Origin of the sequence: Mucilaginibacter corticis (assembly GCF_007558865.1) — a bacterium.
Lineage (GTDB): Bacteria > Bacteroidota > Bacteroidia > Sphingobacteriales > Sphingobacteriaceae > Mucilaginibacter > Mucilaginibacter corticis.
Genome location: NZ_VLPK01000004.1, coordinates 415,305 through 435,800 on the forward strand (window position 1 = coordinate 415,305; position 20,496 = coordinate 435,800).

18 protein-coding genes are annotated in these 20,496 nt (G+C 44.9%); 8 read left to right on the forward strand and 10 right to left on the reverse strand.

The features are described 5' to 3' along the window. Positions 1 to 25 precede the first annotated feature (25 nt). From FO440_RS20470 to FO440_RS20480, 3 genes are all read left to right on the forward strand, one after another. Complete coding sequence (locus FO440_RS20470; protein WP_144250159.1) at positions 26 to 808, forward strand: SDR family oxidoreductase; 783 nt, start codon at positions 26 to 28, stop codon at positions 806 to 808. Positions 809 to 822: 14 nt separating this feature from the next. Beyond that, positions 823 to 1,800 (forward strand): family 43 glycosylhydrolase, encoded by a 978-nt coding sequence (locus tag FO440_RS20475; protein WP_144250160.1) that lies wholly within the window; start codon positions 823 to 825, stop codon positions 1,798 to 1,800. Positions 1,801 to 1,997: 197 nt separating this feature from the next. Then, positions 1,998 to 3,989, forward strand: a complete 1,992-nt coding sequence (locus FO440_RS20480) for an FAD-dependent oxidoreductase (protein WP_144250161.1) — start codon at positions 1,998 to 2,000, stop codon at positions 3,987 to 3,989. Here FO440_RS20480 and FO440_RS20485 read toward each other — a convergent pair whose 3' ends face one another. Next, positions 3,990 to 4,376 (reverse strand): hypothetical protein, encoded by a 387-nt coding sequence (locus FO440_RS20485; RefSeq protein WP_144250162.1) that lies wholly within the window; start codon positions 4,374 to 4,376, stop codon positions 3,990 to 3,992. Positions 4,377 to 4,395: 19 nt separating this feature from the next. Between FO440_RS20485 and FO440_RS20490 the strand changes: the two genes are divergently transcribed. Together FO440_RS20490 and FO440_RS20495 are read left to right on the forward strand one after the other, a co-directional pair. Then, entirely contained in the window at positions 4,396 to 4,857 is a 462-nt protein-coding gene (locus tag FO440_RS20490; protein ID WP_246104283.1) for a DUF1810 domain-containing protein, read from the forward strand. 87 nt (positions 4,858 to 4,944) lie between these two features. Then, positions 4,945 to 5,796 (forward strand): metallophosphoesterase family protein, encoded by an 852-nt coding sequence (locus tag FO440_RS20495; protein ID WP_144250163.1) that lies wholly within the window; start codon positions 4,945 to 4,947, stop codon positions 5,794 to 5,796. 51 nt (positions 5,797 to 5,847) lie between these two features. Here the strand turns inward: FO440_RS20495 and FO440_RS20500 are convergent, their stop codons facing one another. The 3 genes from FO440_RS20500 to FO440_RS20510 form a co-directional block, all read right to left on the reverse strand. Beyond that, positions 5,848 to 8,259, reverse strand: coding sequence for an ABC transporter permease (locus FO440_RS20500; RefSeq protein ID WP_144250164.1), 2,412 nt, complete (start codon positions 8,257 to 8,259; stop codon positions 5,848 to 5,850). A gap of 138 nt (positions 8,260 to 8,397) precedes the next feature. Beyond that, positions 8,398 to 9,828 (reverse strand): alpha-L-fucosidase, encoded by a 1,431-nt coding sequence (locus FO440_RS20505; protein ID WP_246104284.1) that lies wholly within the window; start codon positions 9,826 to 9,828, stop codon positions 8,398 to 8,400. Positions 9,829 to 9,872: 44 nt separating this feature from the next. After that, complete coding sequence (locus tag FO440_RS20510; protein ID WP_144250165.1) at positions 9,873 to 10,409, reverse strand: carboxymuconolactone decarboxylase family protein; 537 nt, start codon at positions 10,407 to 10,409, stop codon at positions 9,873 to 9,875. A 212-nt stretch (positions 10,410 to 10,621) separates the two neighbouring features. Between FO440_RS20510 and msrA the strand changes: the two genes are divergently transcribed. After that, positions 10,622 to 11,113: a peptide-methionine (S)-S-oxide reductase MsrA gene (gene msrA / locus FO440_RS20515; RefSeq protein ID WP_144250166.1), complete on the forward strand. Its 492-nt coding sequence runs from the start codon at positions 10,622 to 10,624 to the stop codon at positions 11,111 to 11,113. A gap of 27 nt (positions 11,114 to 11,140) precedes the next feature. On the opposite strand, the gene FO440_RS20520 is transcribed toward msrA, so the two are convergent. The 3 genes from FO440_RS20520 to FO440_RS20530 all read right to left on the reverse strand — a co-directional run bounded on the left by FO440_RS20520 (position 11,141) and on the right by FO440_RS20530 (position 13,252). Further along, the gene (locus FO440_RS20520) at positions 11,141 to 12,304 is read right to left on the reverse strand and encodes an MFS transporter (protein ID WP_144250167.1); all 1,164 of its coding nucleotides are present in this window, start codon (positions 12,302 to 12,304) and stop codon (positions 11,141 to 11,143) included. A gap of 161 nt (positions 12,305 to 12,465) precedes the next feature. Next, positions 12,466 to 12,858 (reverse strand): hypothetical protein, encoded by a 393-nt coding sequence (locus FO440_RS20525; RefSeq protein ID WP_144250168.1) that lies wholly within the window; start codon positions 12,856 to 12,858, stop codon positions 12,466 to 12,468. A gap of 1 nt (position 12,859) precedes the next feature. Then, entirely contained in the window at positions 12,860 to 13,252 is a 393-nt protein-coding gene (locus FO440_RS20530) for a winged helix-turn-helix transcriptional regulator (RefSeq protein ID WP_144250169.1), read from the reverse strand. 108 nt (positions 13,253 to 13,360) lie between these two features. Between FO440_RS20530 and FO440_RS20535 the strand changes: the two genes are divergently transcribed. Continuing rightward, positions 13,361 to 13,960, forward strand: a complete 600-nt coding sequence (locus FO440_RS20535) for an FMN-dependent NADH-azoreductase (RefSeq protein WP_144250170.1) — start codon at positions 13,361 to 13,363, stop codon at positions 13,958 to 13,960. A gap of 46 nt (positions 13,961 to 14,006) precedes the next feature. Here the strand turns inward: FO440_RS20535 and FO440_RS20540 are convergent, their stop codons facing one another. The 3 genes from FO440_RS20540 to FO440_RS20550 all read right to left on the reverse strand — a co-directional run bounded on the left by FO440_RS20540 (position 14,007) and on the right by FO440_RS20550 (position 16,851). Further along, positions 14,007 to 14,906 (reverse strand): helix-turn-helix domain-containing protein, encoded by a 900-nt coding sequence (locus tag FO440_RS20540; RefSeq protein ID WP_144250171.1) that lies wholly within the window; start codon positions 14,904 to 14,906, stop codon positions 14,007 to 14,009. A 12-nt stretch (positions 14,907 to 14,918) separates the two neighbouring features. After that, positions 14,919 to 15,731, reverse strand: coding sequence for an SDR family oxidoreductase (locus tag FO440_RS20545; protein WP_144250172.1), 813 nt, complete (start codon positions 15,729 to 15,731; stop codon positions 14,919 to 14,921). 97 nt (positions 15,732 to 15,828) lie between these two features. Further along, complete coding sequence (locus FO440_RS20550; RefSeq protein ID WP_144250173.1) at positions 15,829 to 16,851, reverse strand: LLM class flavin-dependent oxidoreductase; 1,023 nt, start codon at positions 16,849 to 16,851, stop codon at positions 15,829 to 15,831. Between the two features lie 191 nt (positions 16,852 to 17,042). On the opposite strand from FO440_RS20550, the gene FO440_RS20555 reads away from it, so the two are divergent. Then, on the forward strand, positions 17,043 to 20,372 hold the full coding sequence (locus FO440_RS20555) for an MBG domain-containing protein (protein WP_144250174.1): 3,330 nt from the start codon (positions 17,043 to 17,045) through the stop codon (positions 20,370 to 20,372). Positions 20,373 to 20,496: the final 124 nt, after the last annotated feature.

Sequence of the window (20,496 nt, forward strand, 5' to 3'; positions counted from 1 at the left end):
ATAATCAAATATTAAAAATCTAAATATGGATCTGCAGTTAAAAAATAAAGTTGTTATAGTAACCGGCGGTGCAAAAGGCATTGGCGAAGGGATTGTGAGATTGCTGGCAAATGAAGGGGCTATCCCGGTAGTGATCGGCCGTAAAGAAGTTGATAATTTAAAAGTGGTAGATGACTTGAAAGCTAAAGGATTTGAAGCTTTCCAGGTTGTTGCAGAGCTTACCGAACCCGGGGATTGCAAGAACGCTATAGACGCGGTTTTAGCCAAGTATGGTCGCATTGAGGGGTTGATCAACAACGCCGGCGTAAATGATGGCATCGGGCTTGAAAAAGGCAATTATGAAGATTTTATGCTTAGCCTTAAGCGCAATGTTGTACATTATTACCTGATGGCGCAGCATGCCTTGCCTGAATTGAAAAAATCAAAAGGTCATATCGTAAATATTGGCTCAAAAGTAGCCGAAACAGGCCAGGGCAATACTTCTGCCTACGCTGCTGCAAATGGCGGCCGTAACGCGCTTACCCGCGAATGGGCTGTCGAGCTTTTACCTTACGGCATCCGTGTAAACGCCGTTATAGTAGCCGAGTGCTGGACACCGTTGTACGAAGCTTACATAGCCGGTATGCCTGATCCTGAAGCAAAGCTGAAAGACATTGTAAAAAATATCCCGCTTGAGCATAGAATGACCACTGCTGATGAAATAGCCAATATGGTAGTATTTCTGTTATCTGATGTATCAAGCCATACTACCGGCCAGTTGATCCATGTGGATGGCGGTTACACACATTTGGATAGGGTGATCGAATAGAATATTTAGCCGCCATGAAATACAGTTTATTAGTCGCTTTTTTGATCGTGTCCTTAACCGGCTTTGCGCAAAACAAGGTAATAAATCCCGGTGCAGTATGGCCCGACGATAAAGGCAACCATATCCAGGCGCATGGCGGCGGCATCATCAAGATAAAAGATACCTATTATTGGTATGGTGAGGAACGAGCGAAAGGACTGGATCCCAATTACAGATATGTAAGCTGCTACTCGTCTACCGATCTGATGAACTGGAAGTTCAGGGGCGATGTGGTTAAAATGTCCGATCCTGAAAACCTTGGCGAAGGCTGGATATTAGAGCGCCCGAAGGTTTATTATAACAAGCCGACCAAAAAATATGTAATGTATTTTCACCTGGATACTAAAAATTACCAGTATGCCAGGGTAGGTATAGCTGTGAGTGACAAGCCCGACGGCAACTATACCTTTGTAAAAAGCTTCAGGCCGCTGGGTCACCAAAGCCGTGATATTGGCCAGTTTATTGATGATGACGGTACCGCTTACCTGGTGTTTGAAGACCGGGAGCTTGGCTTCCACATTGTTAAACTGGCCAATGATTACCTAAGCGTTGAAAAAGAAATGAGCCTGGTGCGCATGCCTTTAGAAGGCGGCGCCATAGTGCATTACAAAGGCTTGTATTATTCAATCGGTTCGGCATTGACGGGTTGGGATCCTAACCCCAATAAATATGCCACCGCCAAGTCGCTTGAAGGTCCGTGGAGCGAGTTTAAGGACATAGCGCCGCCTGACACCAAAACCTACCACTCGCAATCAACCATGATGCTCAAAGTGGTCGGCACTAAATCAACCACGGTAATTTTTATGGCCGATCAATGGAAACCCGATGCCCAATGGGACTCGCGCTACCTGTGGATGCCGTTAGAGATTGGCGACGGGAAACTATGGCTTAATCAACCTAAACCGTGGAGTATTGACGTGAAGACGGGAGAGCATAAATTTATCAAGCAATAGCTGTTCATTATCACAGTCGCGCGAGAGGTGTCATGCTGAGGCTCTCGAAGCATGAGGGCAAAGGCCAATAAATGCGATTTAATTCCTATGCCTACCCTTTGAGTACCTCATTTTTGTAACGGTCTTGTAACCCAAGAGGCTAACCCTTGATATTATCCCTGCCAATCATAGCTTTGTATTAACCAACATACAAACCTATGTTCAGATCCGTAATTGTATGCTTTCTGCTATGTGCCGGTTTTCAACTATTTGCGCAACCAAAGCCGACAAACGTTGATGTTTGTGTGTATGGCGGCACATCGGCGGGCGTTATTGCAGCTTACACCGCGGCTAAAATGGGTAAAAGCGTTGTGCTTATTGAGCCGGGTACACGGCTGGGTGGCTTATCAAGCGGCGGGCTGGGTTTTACCGATATCGGCAATAAATATGTGGTAACCGGCTTGGCGCGCGATTTTTATCGCCGTATAGGTCAGTACTATGGCAAGTTTGAACAATGGACCTTCGAACCTAAAGTAGCCGAGGCTATCTTTTTAGATTATGTTAAGCGCGGCAATTTTGGGGTGTTGTACCGTATTCATTCAATAGGGATAACCAAGAAAGATCATCATATATCGAAAATTGTAGCCATACAAGAGGGCCCTGGCTCTGCCCGTATCATTAATATCAGCGCTAAGCAATATATCGACTGTAGCTATGAAGGCGACCTGATGGCCAAGGCCGGTGTAAGTTATACTACCGGGCGCGAGGCGAACAGCGTTTACAATGAAACAGTAAATGGTGTAGAATTAAGGACAGAACACCAGTTTCTGAATGGGATAGACCCTTATAAAATTCCCGGCAAGCCTGAGAGCGGCCTGCTTTGGGGTATCAGCAATGAAATATTGGCACCTGCAGGCAGCGGCGACAAAAAGATCCAATCATACAATTTCAGGGTATGCTTAACCAATGACCCTGCCAACCGCATAGAAATAACCAGGCCCGATGGGTACGACTCGACCCATTACGAGTTGTTATTGCGGGTATTAGAAAAAAAACCGGCAAAGGACCTGGGCGCGTTTTTAAAGATAGACCTGATGCCTAATCATAAAACGGATATTAACAATAACGGCCCATTCTCTACTGATATGATCGGCGCTAATTATGCTTACCCCGATGCCGATTATACTACCCGCAATGCTATAATTAAAGAACATATTGATTATACTAAGGGCTTGCTCTATTTTATTGGCCATGACCCGCGCATGCCGCAGCATTTAAGGGAGCAGATGCTAAAATGGGGTTACCCGGACGATGAGTACACCAGCACGGATCATTTTACACCGCAAATGTACGTACGCGAAGCAAGGCGCATGCTGGGCGAATATATAATGACCGAAGCCAATTGCCTGCGTAAAGAAGTGGTTGATGATAAGATAGGCATGGGCGCTTATAATATGGACTCGCACAATGCAGAGCGGCTGGTAGTTAACGGAATGGTGAAAAACGAAGGCGATGTGCAGTTGCGCGGAATAAACCCTTATCCCATAGCATATCGTTCCATCACACCAAAACGCGCGGAGTGCGATAATTTGCTGGTGCCGGTTTGCCTCTCGGCCAGCCATATGGCTTACGGGTCGATAAGGATGGAGCCGGTGTTTATGGTATTGGGGCAATCTGCAGCCGTAGCGGCTTGCCAGGCTATTGATAAAAGGGTTGGTGTGCAGCAAATTGATATAAAACAATTACAGGCCGAATTGACCGATAATCCTTTGGTAGATCATAGCGTTCCTGAAATATTGGTTGATGACAATGATGCGGAAAATACAGTTAAAACCGGTCAGTGGAAACGGGGGACAAATGGCGGTTATGGCCCGTCATTTTTGTTGGATACGTCAAAAGTTTCTGCCGAAATTAAGTTTATACCCTTGATCAAGCATGCAGGCAACTATCATATATATGTGTATTGCCCAAAAGTATCGCACAGCACATCGGTTACCCAACTACAAATTTTTGACGGACAGAATATGATCAATAAAACCATCAATAAAAACGATATACAGGTGACAGGGCAAACGTCAGGCGAGTGGGTGTCGATGGGTGTCAGTAAGTTCCCGGCAGGTAAAAAGGCATATGTTCAAATATCTAACCACGGCGCTGATGGAGCTGTACTTGCAGATGCTATATTGTTTGTACCGGCTGATAAGAATTAACTAAAATTCGTCCGCGGTAGATCGTTGCTCATACTCCGGTATATATAATAGCAGGGTATTGTTTTTTATGTCAATGTCAAAGTTCCAGGTTTCATGGTCGCCTGCATCCTTGGTAATATCGGCGCAGCCATAAAAATAATAAATACGGTAGCTGATCTTTACTTGTCCTTTTTTCTTTTCCGCATCATAAGATGATCCTGTTACCCCAAAATCATTGATCTCGATAGATCCGCCGTCAGGGCTATGGTATTTTGTTAAATGATCGATAATAGCATTTCGGGGAATCTCAGCTTTGAGCAAATCATCAAGAAAAAGCATAATGGATAATTCGCCATTTTGTATTTGGACGTAATCTATAGTTTGATAAGTAATTCTTAAAGTCGCCATTTGCCGCCTAAATTAAACAATGTTTTTGCATACTGTGGCAGGCTTATTGTTGCAAACGGATATGAACGATCTGCAACGATTTATTGATGCCCAGGAAGCGGATTTTGCTACCGCGCTGGCCGAAATTAAAAATGGCCGCAAGCACAGCCATTGGATGTGGTACATTTTTCCGCAGTTACAAGGCTTAGGGTTTAGTGAAACTTCAAAATATTACGGTATAAATGATTTGGACGAAGCCGAGGCTTACATCAATCACCCGGTTTTGGGGCAACGTTTAATAGAGATCTGCCTGGAGTTGCTTCGCTTAAAAAGCGATGACGCAAATGAGATCTTTGGTAATCCTGATGATAGAAAACTAAGATCGTCTATGACTTTATTTGCGGCATTGCCTGATGCTTATCCGGTATTTCAATCCGTGCTCGATAAATTCTTTAAAGGAGAGCCGGATGATAAAACATTGAGACTGATAGGTGAGGCCTGATCAATTCGATATAAAGCCCTGTCCGAGCTCCTAACTTAAAACTAAGTTAACATTGATCAGCTACTTTTACCACATAGCTAAATCAACATGAGCAACAGGCGTAAGTTTATAAAATCAGGCATAGTAGGCGCGGTAGGTATTAATTTGTTACCGGCAATCAATTCATTCGCTAACGAACCTCATCCTGTTAAGGGTGGTGGGGCAGATAAATTTAAACTGCGTTTCGCCATAGCGTCCGACGGCCATTATGCGCAGCCGGATACCGACTCTGACGCGTTTTATACCGACCTGGTTAAGTGGTTAAAGAAAGAGCATAACGATAACCACCTAGATCTGATCATTATTAACGGCGACCTGGTGCATAACCGCCCCGACCTGCTGAAAAAAGTCAAAGAAACTTACCTGGATAAACTGCCTGTGCCTTACTACACTATCCCCGGTAACCATGATTTCGCCGATGCCGCGGTTTGGAAAAACGTGTTCGGGTATGAGGATAAATACTCGGTTGATAAAGGCGACATCGGTTTTGTGTTTGCCAATACTGCCGACACCAAGGGCGGCTATGTTTGCCCTGATTATAACTTCCTGAAAGCATCTTTAGATGAGTATAAAAGCAAGAAGATAGTTTTTGTTATCCTGCATATTCCGCCGCACCAATGGACGCCGGAAGAAAAGACCATCTTTGTTGATTGCCCTGAGATCATTGAACTGCTGCACAGCTATCCCAACATAAAGGCGGTTTTTCACGGGCATGATCACACGTTAGATGGTATCCGCTACACGGGGAAACTTCCGCACCTGTTCGACTCGCATTTTGGCGGTAACTGGGGCACAGATTATAAGGGCTACCGCATTGTTGAGGTTGCAGATAACGACCAGGTAAACACTTACCAGGTTAACGCCAGCCAAAACCCAAAGCTAAACTCAAATAAGCTTTAGTCAGCAAATAGGATCTTGTCTTGTTTGTTGATTGTCTTTTTGCTTTTTTGCCTATTCATTTTTAATAGATTGTACCGGATTAGCCAAAGCGGCTTTAACAGTTTGCCAGCTAATGGTTATTAAGGCTATAAACAGCGCGATAAATGCTGTGGCAATAAATATTCCCGGGCTTATAGCAATTCTGTAGGCAAAATCTTTAAGCCATTGGTTCATTATTAAAACACATAGCGGTACGGCTATTACCGTTGCAATTAATACCAAACGCAAAAAATCCTTGCTGATGAGTGCTACAATATTATAAACAGATGCGCCCAATACTTTACGGATGCCTATCTCTTTGATGCGCTGCTGCGCGGTAAATGTGGCTAATCCAAATAATCCCAGGCAGGCAATCAGTATAGCTAGGCAGGAGAATAAGGAGAAAAGATACCCAAAATGCTGGTCAGACTCATATTGCTGGTTAAACGACTGGTCTAAAAAATGATATAAAAAAGGCCTTTGCGGCGCTTCGGCTTTCCATGTTTTTTCGAGCGCAGTAATGGTAGCTGCCGTATTCCCGGCTTTTATACCCACTAAAATACGGTTAAGCGAGTATGGCATACCGTACCGTAGGGTCAATGGTTCTACTTCTGAATGTAAAGACCTGAAATTGAAATTTTTAACCACACCAATTATCTTGCCCTTTCGGCCCCATTGGTCAAACATTTTACCTACGGCATCCGCAGGGTGTTGGTAGCCATATAATTTTGCCGCGGCTTCATTGATTACCATAGCTTGGGTACTGTCTGTGAGGAAAGCGCGCGAGTAATCTCTGCCTGCCACCATTTTGATTTTAAGGCACGATATAAAATCAAAGTCAATTTCATAAATGAGCGGGATCTTACTCACCATTTGCCCGTTAATCCCCTCAATAGCCGTCCCCGCATTAGGTAAAAACTCGCCGGGCACCGCGCGTGCGGCGGCAACCGATAAAACACCGGTCTGACTGGCAAGCGACCGTTTTATTCGTTCGATATTTTTCTGCACCTGCCCATCGCCTTCAAAATTTAAAACCAGCATCTGGTCTTTGGCAAAACCAAGATCATGGTTATTCAGAAATTTTAATTCGGTATATACAATGGCAGTGCCTGCTATTAATGTTATGGACAGCGTAAATTGAAAAATTACCAATGCTTTGCGCAAAGAGATATTACTGTGCGAGGGTTTGAATACGCCTTTCAAAACCGCTGTTGGTTTAAAACGCGACAGGAACCAGGCGGGGTAAATGCCCGCTAAAACACCGGTTGCCAAAGTGAGTATAGCCATCCATGCAGCTAATTGACCGCTGAAAAAAACTTTAGGAGAAAAGTCTTTGCCGGATAAAGCGCTAACTACAGGTAAACTTACTTTAGTAAATAAAACAGCCAAAACAGCTGCCATAACCGAGATCAAAAGAGACTCGAACAGAAATTGCCACCTAAGCGCGGATGGTTGTACACCTAATACTTTTCGTACCCCCACTTCCTTCGCTCTTTCAAGCGAACGGGCGGTAGATAAGTTCATGAAATTAACACAGGCAATGATCAGGATGATGAAACCGATACAGCAAAATAAGTAAATGTTGCTCATGCTGCCCACAGGGCCGGGTTGCCTGATTGCTTTTGAGTGCAGGTAGGCATCGTCCATTTTTTCGAAAGCGATGGTATATCCCGGATCCTGGCTGTTATGGCGTTTTAAGAAAGCCGGGATCTCGGCTTTCATAGATTCGATATTTGTGTTATCCTTCAGCAAGAAATAAGTGTAAAAATCTACATATCCCCACATATTAAAAACATCCCGCTGTGATTTCCTGGCGGTCGTCATAGAGATCAGGCCATTAAAAGTGATCTGCGAATTTGCAGGTACATCGGCAACAACCCCGGTTACATTAAACAGATCGCCATTGTCTACCCGCAGCGTTTTGCCTACGGGATTATCATTGCCGAAAATTTTTGTAGCTACTGTTTGAGTTAACACGATGCTATTTGAAGCAACCAATGCGGTTTTGGGGTTGCCCTGCAACAATTTCCAGCTGAAAACTTTAAACGCGTTAGAGTCTATACAAACCAGGTTTTCCTGTTGTAAACGTTTGTCTTTGTACTCAAGCAGTAAACTCACTGGGCTCATAAACTGCACCACTTCTTTTATCTGCGGGAAATCTGCCGCTAAAGCGGGCCCGACCGGGGCGCTGCCCCAAACCCAGTAATCTTCGGGGGCAGGAGTGGGCGGTTTCTGTCCCTTTTCAACACTGCGAAAGGTTTGCAATACCCGGTAAATATGGTCATGCCTGGTGTTATACCGATCATACGATAGCTCATGCTGTACGTACAGGGCAATAACTATACAACAGGTCATGCCTATTGCCAGCCCGATAATATTGATAAAACTATACAGCTTTCTTTTAAGCAGGTTACGCCTGGCAATGAGTAAAAAGTGTTGAAACATATCGCAGCTATTTACTATTCAAAGACGAATAATATGCCAAAATATAATATATTGAATATCAATTATTTATATTGTTATTCATGTTCGATATCGTACACTTATTGTTCGTTAGTGATCAGATTTGGTGTCCGAATTTGATCAATATTGTATTTTAAAAGTAGCTGTTTGAGTTAACTTATTGTTCTGTTGTAAATCGGCAGGGATAGTAATAGTCAACGCGCCGGCATTGGTACTAAACTTTATTTTTCTGTCAACACCCAACAGGCTCACTTTTTTAACTTTATTGATGCCTTTTAAATGCAGGGTTATTGTGCCGGGCAGTTTTACTTTATCGTTATCAGACAGGCTAAAGGCGTACAGGGTATTGCTTTTTTTGTTTTTAGTATAAAATATGTTTCCTTCAGAGTATGGGGCAACGGCAGTGCTTTCATAGATTCCCTCGCCATTAATTTTCATCCAGTCGCCTATCTGGCTAAGGCGATTGTAGGCTACCGGGTCCCAATCGCCATCAGGGCCTGGGCCAATGTTCATTAATAAGTTACCGCCTCTTGATACGATCTTCACCAGCAATGAAACTATCTGGTTGGTTGATTTATAATGATCGCCGGGTACATAACTCCAGGAATTTCCCATGGTTATACAACTTTCCCAGGGATGATCAAGCGGCTCGTTAGGTACCTGCTGTTCTGGCGTAGTGTAGTTTTCGTATTCCCCGGACACGGTACGATCTACTACGATTAGGCCCGGCTGTTTTTCGCGGGCCATAGCGGCTATTTTAGGCATGTCGATATTCTGGTCATAGGCTTTTTTATATTCGGCAGATTTGCTGTCCATAGAAGATTTTGGCCTTACCCAGCCACCGTCTAACCATAATATGTCTACTTTACCGTAGCCGGTCATCAATTCGCCAATTTGATTGTAGGTAAAGTCTTTGAATTTTTGCCAGCGATCAGGGTATTTAGCCGGGTCATAATTTACATTCCTGTTAGTGGGAGGGAAGTAGGGCCACCAGTAATATTCGCTATGCCAGTCGGGCTTTGAAAAATAGGCGCCTATCATAAAGTTTTCTTTACTGAAAGCGTTAAAGATCTCCTTGGTAACATTACTCCGCGGATTTGACGAGAATGGGTCGCGCGGGCTAGTTATCTTATAATCTGTTTGTTTGGTGTCAAACATCGAAAAACCGTCGTGATGCTTTGTGGTGAATATTACATATTTCATCCCGGCGCTTTTTGCGGCTTTTACCCACTTTTCGGGATTAAAGTTTGTTGGGTTAAAGGTGGTCAGTAGGTTTTCGTAAGCCTTTTTGTACGTGTAGTAATCAGCACCGTACGGGCCTTTTCGCTGCGTCCAGCCTTCATCTTCAGGGCAAAGGCTCCAGCTTTCAACAACCCCCCATTCGCTGTATGGCCCCCAATGCATAAAGAGGCCAAATTTTAGGTCCTGCCATTGGCGCAACTTTTTTTGAACCAGCGTATCAGCGGGTTTTACATAACTTTCATGTTCTTGCGCCTTTAATAAAGTGCTTGCAAACAATAGTAACAGTAAGGCGGATATCTTTTTCATCATGGGATAATTTGTTATTGATAACCAGGCAAATACCCGGTGACAGATCAAATCTCTTTTGCTGCAGGGAAATCAATAGATATCTGCGTCATGCGGTAAGCGTAATTGGTGAAACTCATTACCATGATCAGCGCAAGCAGGTCCATTATTGCGGCTTCATTATAGCCAACGTTGTAAAATTCGGTGAGCAGATCATTGCTTATTTCACCCTTGTTATCCAGAATAGATTTAACCACTTTATAGATTACCTGCCATTTCGGGTCGGGCGATCTGCCTTTTCTTATCAGCAAGGTTTCATCTTCTGTCCACCCAAATTTCAGGGCAGATTGGGTATGCGAGGCCAGGCAATATTCGCAACCGTTTAATTGGGACACGATCAGGAAAATAGCCTCGCGGTCTTTCCCGTGAAATGTCCCCTTTACCTGTTCGGCAGTAAATTGGACATAAGAGCTTAAAGCGTTTGGCGAGTAGCCTATCACCGCGTACAAATTGGGTACAAACCCCAGTGCTTTTTTATAGCGTTCGTAAACAGGTTTTAGTAGTTCGGGCTCTTGTTCGTAGGCTGGTACAGTAAATGGTATCATGAATTTGGTTTTTAGTTGGCTGGATTACTTTATAAATATAAAAATATTGTTGTATTTATTTTATGATCAGGTTATTGATCCGGTTTGTTTGTAAATGATGCCATGCAAAAATTCACATCAAGGTAAAAAAGTTTGGTTTCGCCATTAACAGGGGCTGATCGATCTGTATTCCCGGCTGAAAAAGTTTAACTTTGATATAAAATAATAGCGTTATGAATAAGGAAAAAGCAATATTAGCCGGTGGCTGTTTTTGGGGAGTAGAAGAACTGATCCGTCATTATCCGGGTGTGATCTCAACCGTTGTGGGCTATACAGGCGGGGACGTTGCTAACGCGACCTACCGCAATCACGGTACCCATGCCGAAGGGATAGAGATCGTATTTGACCCTGAGCAACTATCTTACCGCAAACTACTTGAATATTTTTTCCAGATCCATGATCCTACTACGCGTAACAGGCAGGGTAACGATATCGGTACATCTTACCGCTCTGCAATTTTTTATATAGACGAAGCACAACGCCAAACCGCTGTCGACCTGATCGCCGAGATGGATGCATCGGGCATATGGCCCGGAAAGATAGTTACAGAAGTTGTACCCGCAGGTCCGTTTTGGAATGCCGAGGTTGAGCACCAGGATTACCTGCAGAAAAATCCCTACGGGTATACCTGCCACTTTGAAAGGCCCGAGTGGAAGTTAAGTTGATAGGGGACGATAAAGAAATGGTAAGCTTTAGCTAATCGCCAAAGCCAGTTTTGCTGATCGCCTTACAAGGAGTAAAGCAAAACCGACACCAAATAAAGCCATCACCATGCCGACCAAAGCGGGCGAATTATAACCCATGCCCGCTACAATAGGCAACCCGCCGAAAAAAGCGCCTAAAGCATTGCCAATATTGAACGCTGCCTGCGTAACGGCCGCGCCCAGCATCTCCGCATCTTTTGAGGTATTGATCATTAATATTTGGATCGGGGATGCCAGCGCAATAGATAGCGCCCCTGCAATAAACGTCAAAGCCAGTGAAACCAACTGTATACCCGAAAATAAGTAGATCATTAACAGCGTAGAGGCCATAGCAACCAGCAGCCAGGTACAGGCAATAACCGGACTGAAACTATCGGCCATTTTACCGCCGATGATATTACCTACCACCATGCCAAATCCGGCCAGTACCAGGATCGCCGAAACACTGTTTGCCGAAAAATGCGAAACCTGTGTCATCAGCGGGGCTATGTAGCTGATCCAGGCAAATAAACCACCCGTGCCAATAGCCGTGATCAGAATGACAAGCCAGGCTTCGGCGCTTTTAAATAAGCGCAGTTCAGACCGCGCGTTCCCTTTGCGCACTACCGGTAAGGCAGGCATCCACAGCCATAAAAATAATAAGGTGATCAGCCCGATAAAGCCGACAATGCCAAAAGTGTAACGCCATAACAGGTGATGGCCCACCCACGCGCCCAGGGGTACGGTAGCCAAATTGGCAATTGTTAGTCCGGCAAACATTACAGATATGGCCTGCGCCTGTTTGCCTTTTTCGGCCAGGCGGCTGGCAACTACCGCGCCCACACCAAAGAAAGCGCCATGCGGCAGGCCGGCAAAAAAACGGGCCAGCAGTAAAGTGAAATGAGTAGGTGCAAAGGCCGAAAAAGCGTTGAACAACGTGAAGATCATCATTAAACCGATCAACACTTTTTTTGGCGGATAGTTACTGCTGATGATAACCAGCAGGGGCGCACCCACCACAACCCCAAGGGCATAAGCAGAGATCAGGTGTCCTGCCGTGGGAATACTGGTATGCAGATTTGCCGCGATATCAGGCAGCAGCCCCATCATTACAAACTCGGTTGTACCAATACCCAAACCACCCAGCAATAACGGAAACAGACTTTTTTTCATAGCGCAGACCTTTGGCGCAAAGATAAAAAACCTGTTTATACTACTTAAACATGATAGTGTAAAGATTACAATAAGCTACCCCTGACAGAGGCAAAATTAAAGGGTAGGGCCAGGGCCTAACCCTTTACATGATATATTATTCAGCTAATACTTCATTAGCTTTAAGAGTTAATACGGTAATTGGTTAGCAGCGCTGCCTTTTTAGTTTCTTTCCCAATCCTTTTGTCGCGCCGGGTAACCAGTTCGCAAAGGGCTATTGCCGCTTCTTCAAAATCTTCATGGCCATCCTTTAGTTGCAGCCAGTTGGGTTCAAAGGCTTCATCCTTACCAAATTCAAAGTCAGTTACAGCAGGGATCTCGGCTTTTAAACCGGCGTGATCTTCACGTTTGCTTGCTATCCAGATACCGTTATGCTGCGGGTTCTTGTTAACCTTACGGAAAATCAGTACGATCTTGCCTTCAAAGTAAATATAGTACATGCCAATGGCCGGTTTAATAACCACAGTAGCCGGTAAATAGTCCAGCAGGAAATCAAACGGCGTGGGCTTTTTCATATCACTGTTTAGTTTTACGGCTGTTAACAATGCGCTGGCGATGGTTAATGCCCCAATCACGCAATTCATGTAATACTTGTTTGAGCGATTTGCTGTATGGCGTCAGTTCATAAATTACGGTAACGGGGGTTGTCGAATAAACTGTGCGTACCACAAATTCATTCAATTCCAGTTCCTTTAATTCTTTTGATAAGATCTTAGGGGTAATATCGCCCAGTGAACGCTGGATATCTTTAAATCGTTTCGGCCCTTCGGTAAGAGTAAAGATCAGCGGCAGTTTCCATTTGCCGTTTAACACATACACGGCATCCCTGATGCCGGAAACACCTGCGGCGCAGGCGTTTTCACTGCATGGGTGATCTGTTTCCGGTTCTTTTACTATAGCTGCTTCCATACCTGCAAAGATAAGCAGTATCCCAAACGATACCGGTATCCTTTGGGATAGTAATATCTTTTTGATACTCAGCTTACTTAGGTTTGCCGCTGTACAAAATTTATTTTTATGAAAAAGATATTGCATATTATTTCAAGCCCCAAAGGTGGGCAATCGTTCAGCATACAGCTTGGTAATGCCATTGTAGAAAAAGTTAAAGCGGCTTACCCGGGCAGTGTGGTTAAGATTAAAAATTTAACAGAAAGCCCTTATCCCCACCTGGAAGAAGCGACACTTGCCGCATTTTATACTCCTGCAGAAAATCAAACACCTGAAGACAAAGCGGCGCTAAGCCATTCTGATCAGGCCATTGCCGAGATAGCCGAAGCGGATGTTATTGTTATTGGCGCCCCTTTATGGAATTTTGGGATCCCATCCGTACTTAAAGCCTGGATCGACCACATAGCACGGGCAGGTGTTACATTTAAATACAGCGAGGCCGGTATTGAGGGCCTGATAAAAGATAAGGTTGTTTATGTAGCTATGGCTTCGGGTGGTATATATTCGAGCGGGCCAATGCAGCCGCTTGACTTTGTTTCTACCTATTTGAAAGGCTTGTTAGGCTTTTTAGGGATGACAGATTTCACCGTTTTCAGGGTAGAGGGTTCTGCTTATCCCGGCCAGGCCGAAGCCGCACTGCAAAAAGGTATAGCGAGTATTGTACTATAATGTTGGTTTAAAACTCTGCTAAATATTACCGGTGGAGTAGTAGGGATCAATTCATCCTAAACTCCACCGGCGTTTTTCCTGTTTTTTGTTTGAACAGTTTGTTAAAGTATTGCGGGTATTCAAAACCTAAAGCATAAGCTATCTCACCAATTGACTTGTTGGTGTTTAGCAGGATGTTCTTCGCTTCTTCTATCACATAGTAATGAATATGGTCCTGCGCGCTTTTACCCGTTTCTTTTTTAAGCAGGTCGCTCAGGTAATTGGGAGATAAGTTTACTTTATCGGCCAAATACTTTACCGTAGGCAAGCCGTTAACGCTGGTTTTAAAATAATCGGTCAGCACTTTTTCAACTTGCACCACTACGGCGTTATTTGAGCTTTTGCGGGTGATAAACTGACGGCCATAAAAACGCGAACAATAGTTTAACAGCATTTCGATCCCGGAAACAATGATGGCCTGGCTGTGGATATCAATGTTCTCATTAAGCTCTGCATCGATCTTTTGCACGCATTCATACAGCACCTGTTTTTCTTTTTCTGATAAGTGCAAGGCTTCGGACACTTCATAGGTAAGAAAACTGTAGTCTTTGATTTTGTCATTAAGCGATGTTGCCCTGATCAGGTCGGGATGAAAGAAAATGCCCCAGCCCATCATTTGCGGCGATGGTTCAATATCATCATTCATCTCCAACACCTGTTGCGGCGACATGCAGATCAGGCTGCCATCCGTAAAGTCAACCAGCTTACGCCCGTACTTTATATTGTTACGGTTGTAGTTTTTAAATATCAGTGTATAAAAATCGGCTGATACTTTAGTGTCCTCGGTGATTTCTTCCTGTACCCGGCTAAAGTCAACCACGGCTATGAGCGGATGCTTAACCGGCTGTTCCAGTTTAAAGAACTGGAACAGGTCCGGAATGGTATGCATATGGATAAACTTGCTCATTACCCAAAGATATTATAAATTAAACATGGTTTTCATGCCGCCGATAAATGTAGTATCGTCTGTGGCTGCGCGCTGTGCGATAACGGCTTTAGCATCTTCTCCGGCGGTGTAACGCAGTTGATCTGTGCCATCAGTAGCAGCCTGGTAGATAACTTCTGCAACCACGCTGGCAGGTGAGGCCTGGCCGAACATGGTTTCTACACCGGTTAATACTTTGCCAACTATGGGCTGATATTCGGCAAGGCTTTCATCATTACTAAAGTCCATGGATCGGCCGGCAAATTCTGTAGCTATAGCGCCCGGTTCAACAATTTTTACTTTTCCGCCAAATTGCTCCACTTCATAACTTAATGATTCAGAAATACCCTCAACCGCGAACTTGGTACCATGGTAAAGTGCCCCTAAAGGGAAGGTCATCTTACCGCCGATGGAAGAAATATTGATCAGTATACCGCCTTTGTTTTTCCTGAAGTGCGGCAGTATGGCTTTGGTAACATCTAACAAGCCGATAACATTGGTATCAAACTGGCGGATGATCTGTTCGCGAGAGAAAGATTCCAGTACACCATAAGCACCGTAGCCTGCATTGTTTAATAGGACATCTATCTTCCCAAACTTTTCAATGCCGGCTGCTACCGCGTTATTGATAGAATCCTGATCCAATACATCCAGCTTGGTGACAAGCACATTTGCTAACGTATTTAATTCTGTTTCGCTGTCAGGCTTACGCATGGTTGCGATAACGTTCCAGCCTTTGCTTTGAAATAATTTAGCGGTTTCTTTACCTATTCCGCTGCTTGCTCCTGTAATTAATATTGTTTTCATGTCTTTGATTTTTGTTAAACCAAAGGTCCGCCGAAAACAAGAGCAGGCGTTAACACTAATCACTGCACGTTGTATACTTTTTACGGATAAACAAATTTTATCGCCAGCCCAATGCCGGGGCAACGTGTTCTAATATAGAAGACAGCACGTGGACGTTATAATCTACACCCAAAGTGTTCGGAATAGTTAGCAAAAGTGTATCCGCTTCCCGGATAGCTTCATCCTGCGCCAGTTGCTTTATCAACTGATCTGGTTCCGCAGCATAGCTCTTGCCAAACACCGCACGTTTTTCGGGCTCGATATAACCAAAGCTATCGGCCGATTTACCTTGCTGGCCGAAGTAGTAACGGTCCTGGTCAGTAACCAATGCAAAAATAGAGCGGCTAACCGAAACTCTCGGCTCACGCTGATGTCCCGCTTTTTTCCAGGCTTCTTTAAAGATCCTGATCTGTTCTGCCTGTTGGATATGAAAAGGTTTGCCGTTTTCGTCAAATTTCAGGGTTGAGCTTTGCAGGTTCATACCATTCTCTGCCGCCCAAACCGCGGTGGCATTTGATGCGGCACCCCACCAGATCCGCTCGCGCAAACCTTCAGAGTGTGGTTCTAAACGCAGTAAACCCGGCGGGTTTGGAAACATCGGGTAGGGGTGAGGTTCGGCAAAGCCAATGCCGTCAAGCCGCTGCAAAAATTGCAGCGCATGGTTGCGCCCCATCTCGGCATCTGTTTCGCCTTCTGCCGGTTCAAAGCCAAAGTATCGCCAGCCTTCAATAACCTGCTCCGGCGAACCGCGGCTGATGCCCAATTGTAAACGCCCGCCCGAAATAAGATCGGCAGCGCCGGCATCTTCAACCATGTATAACGGGTTTTCATACCGCATGTCGATCACACCCGTACCTACCTCTATTTTGTTGGTTTTAGCACCGATAGCTGACAGTAAGGGGAAAGGTGAGGCTAATTGACGAGAGAAGTGATGCACGCGGAAATAAGCGCCATCAACACCCAATTCTTCTGCCGCAACTGCCAGGTCGATCGATTGCAATAGAGTATCGCCGGCTGTGCGGGTACCATATGATGGATGGTCAGACCAATGCCCGAATGATAGAAATCCTATTTTCTTCATAACGCAAAGGTAAGCAACTGTTAATGCGGTATGATCACCGTTTTGTCGAAATATTGGGTTAAGCAGAATAGTATCAATAGCAAAATTGCAATTGTAGTTACCTGTACAAGCGGAGGCTTAAAATAAACCGGGTATTAATTTGCAAAATTGTTAATACCTTAGCTCGATAGCACGATTATATTTCTCATTTCATGAAATCATACTTGTTCAGGATCAGTTGCTTGATCTTGCTTTGTTATTTTTCTGTAAATGTATTAGGACAAACGCGCCGCCAGGTTAACGCTGTCGCTCCTGAAATTTTTGCTGGTTTAGTCACCGGTTCTATTGCCACTTGCCCGGGTTCCCCTTCCAGCAGCCCGGATATTCAACAATTCGTTGTTGTAGGCAATAGTTTAACGGATCCTGTCACCATTGCGGCGCCCACAGGTTTTGAAGTATCACTTACACCGGGTGCCGATTATGTGAGTCGTTTGATCTTTCAGCCGGTCGGGGGGTTAACCAGCAGTACAACAATTTACGTTCGCGCTGCAGCCGCTACTACACCAGGTAATATATCGGGAAATGTTAGCGTCAGTTCGCCTGGAGCTGCGGCATTAATGATCGCGGTAAAAGGCACGATCAATGCAATTCCGGTGGTTAATGGTGCAGCCAACCAGGTAGTAGTTGCCGGCCAGGCAACAGCCTCGGTCAATTTTACAGGAACCGGCAACGCTTATAATTGGACAAATGATCAGCCCGGTATTGGGCTGCCTGCCAGCGGAAGCGGCAACATAGCTGCTTTCACAGCTCAAAATACTACTAATGTTCCCATAGTGGCAACGCTTAGGGTTACGCCTACAAATACGGGATATGCTTATATCCCGAATTCCGGAGATGGGACTGTTTCAGTGATTGATCCCAATACCAATTCTGTAATTAAATCGATCCTCGTGGGTGCTAATCCAAGCGCCATCGCCGTAAGTCCGGACAGTAAGTACATCTACGTCGCCAATTCAGGATCTAATAGCGTTTCGGTGATCAGCACGGTTACCAACAAAGTTGTTTCAACCATACCTGTAGGGAACGGTCCTGACGGTGTTGCGGTCAGCCCGGACGGCACCAGTTTGTATGTGGTAAATGCTTTTGATAATATATTATCTGAAATAAAATTATCGAACAACACGTTTCCTGGAAATATCCCGGTCGGAGCTTTTCCCTCGGCCGTTTTGGTATCTCCCGACGGTGAGAAAATATACACCACCAGTGGAATCAACAAAACTGTATCAGTATATATACCAGCTCAAGGCACGATAGCCGCAACTATTCGGGTCGGAGGCGGCGCAACCGGTATGGCAACCAGCCCGGACGGGACACATCTTTATGTCACCAACCAAAATGACGGAACAGTTTCAGTGATCAACACGGTTACCTACCTTGTTGAGAAAACAATACCCGTTGGATCGGGGCCAAATTCGGGCCCTTTGGGTATCGTAATAAGCCCTGATGGCAGTAAAGCATACGTAACTAACCAATCAGATAAAACCGTTTCTGTTATTAATATGGTTACCGGCATAGTTACCACCACTATCCCGGTTGGCGCGAATCCGACCGGCCTGTCACTTAACCCGGATGGGAGCCTGGTATATGTTTCAAATAGCGCGGATAAAACAATTTCAGTTATAAATACAACAACCAACCAGGTTACGGCAACTATATATGTAGGTAATAGCCCGAATGGCTTGGGTAACTATTTTACGCGCGGTACAGGCTGTAGCGGGATGCCGGTTCAATTTACAATTACGGTAAATCCGGTTGGTACTACCACGGCCAAACTTACAAGCGGCCCTGTAACCGGTAATATTACGGCTTGCGACGGCATTCCTTCCGCAAGTCCGAATCTCCAGCAGTTTGACGTTTCGGGCCAGGATCTTACCGGAGATATTACCATTAAGGCACCTGCAGGATTTGAAATTTCAACTACCGCAACCGCTAACTTTACCACGCAATTAACACTAACACCAATTAACGGGGTAGTAAATACAACTGTAGTTTATGTGCGTTCGGCGGCTGCCGCCGCGGGTACACCAGCAGGTAATGTTGTTATCAGTACACCGGGTGTACAGGATCTTAGCGTCGCGGTTACCGCGACTATTCATGCTTTGCCTATAGCTGACGCGATAGCAGATCAAACACTCAATAACGGAGATGCTGTCGCTGCTATAAATTTTACCGGTACTGCGGATGTTTTCAGCTGGGTGAATGACACGCCTGCCATCGGCCTTGCTGCCTATGGCTCAGGAAATATTACATCTTTTACTGCTGTTAATAATGGTAGCACACCGGTTATCGCGCATATTACGGTCACTCCGTCGTCAGCAGGAACTGCCTGCGAAGGAACACCGGTCGAATTTACCATTACAGTTAACCCTTTAGCAATTCCGGTAATCTCGCCAGCAGGAACGATAGCATCAATGACTTCGATTTACGGATCAGCCTCATCCTCCGGACAATTTGATGTATCAGGAACAAATATGACCGATGGTATTTTAGTGACGCCTTCCGCGGGTTTTGAGGTGAGTACGGATAATGTTCATTTTGGCGGTTCGGTAACAATAGGCGCGGCCGGTACTATTTACCCGGCCACAGTTTATGTCCGATTAGTAACGACGGCCAACGCAGGAACTCATACAGGAAGCCTGCTGCTGAGTAGCGTTGGTGCAAAGGATGTCTCTGTGCCAATAACTGCAAGTATTGTTGATAAAGCAACATTGACCATTACAGCAAATGATAAGAATAAGCCTTACGGAGAAACGCTCAATGATGGTATAGTTAACAGCGATTATACTGCATCTGGTTTGCAAAACGGTGAAACAGTAGGCAGCGTCACAATGAGTTATGAACCGGGCGGGGCACCAGGCGCTAATGCCGGGACCTACCAAAGTTCGGTCACACCATCAGCAGCTACCGGTGGGACGTTTGACCCCGCGAACTATACGATCAGCTACACATCAGGCAAATTGGTGGTAACGCCCGTTATGCTGTCGGTTATAGCAGATGATCAAACCAAGGCAGCCGGCGATCCTAATCCCGAACTAACAATAACTTATATAGGATTTGTTAACAACGAAGGCCCGGCTAACCTGTCCGCCCAGCCCATAGCCACTACACCTGCTGTAACCAATTCTCCGCCGGGTACTTATCCCATTGACGTAGACGGCGCGCTATCAGATAATTATACTATATCATATACCGATGGTACACTTACAGTTACACGCCCTGTAATACGTATCTCCAACGCTTTTACTCCGAACGGCGACGGTATCAATGACCTGTGGGAGATCAGTTCGTTGAATATTTACCCGCAATGTCTGGTATGTATCTATAACCGATATGGCAACCTTATTTATCGATCTGAAGCCTACGCAAAGCCATGGGATGGTACTTATAAAGATCAGCAGCTTCCCACAGGTACTTACTATTATGTAATAGATCTAAAGGATGGGACAAAACCTTTAGCAGGACCGCTAACGCTGATCAGGTAGCTTTTGCTTTAGTTAAACTATATCGATGGTTTTATACTATAAAATCTATAGTTTAAGTATGATATTTGCCCCTCCTCTTAAATTAAAAAAATAAATGGTATTTTAGTAGGGCAATAAACAATGA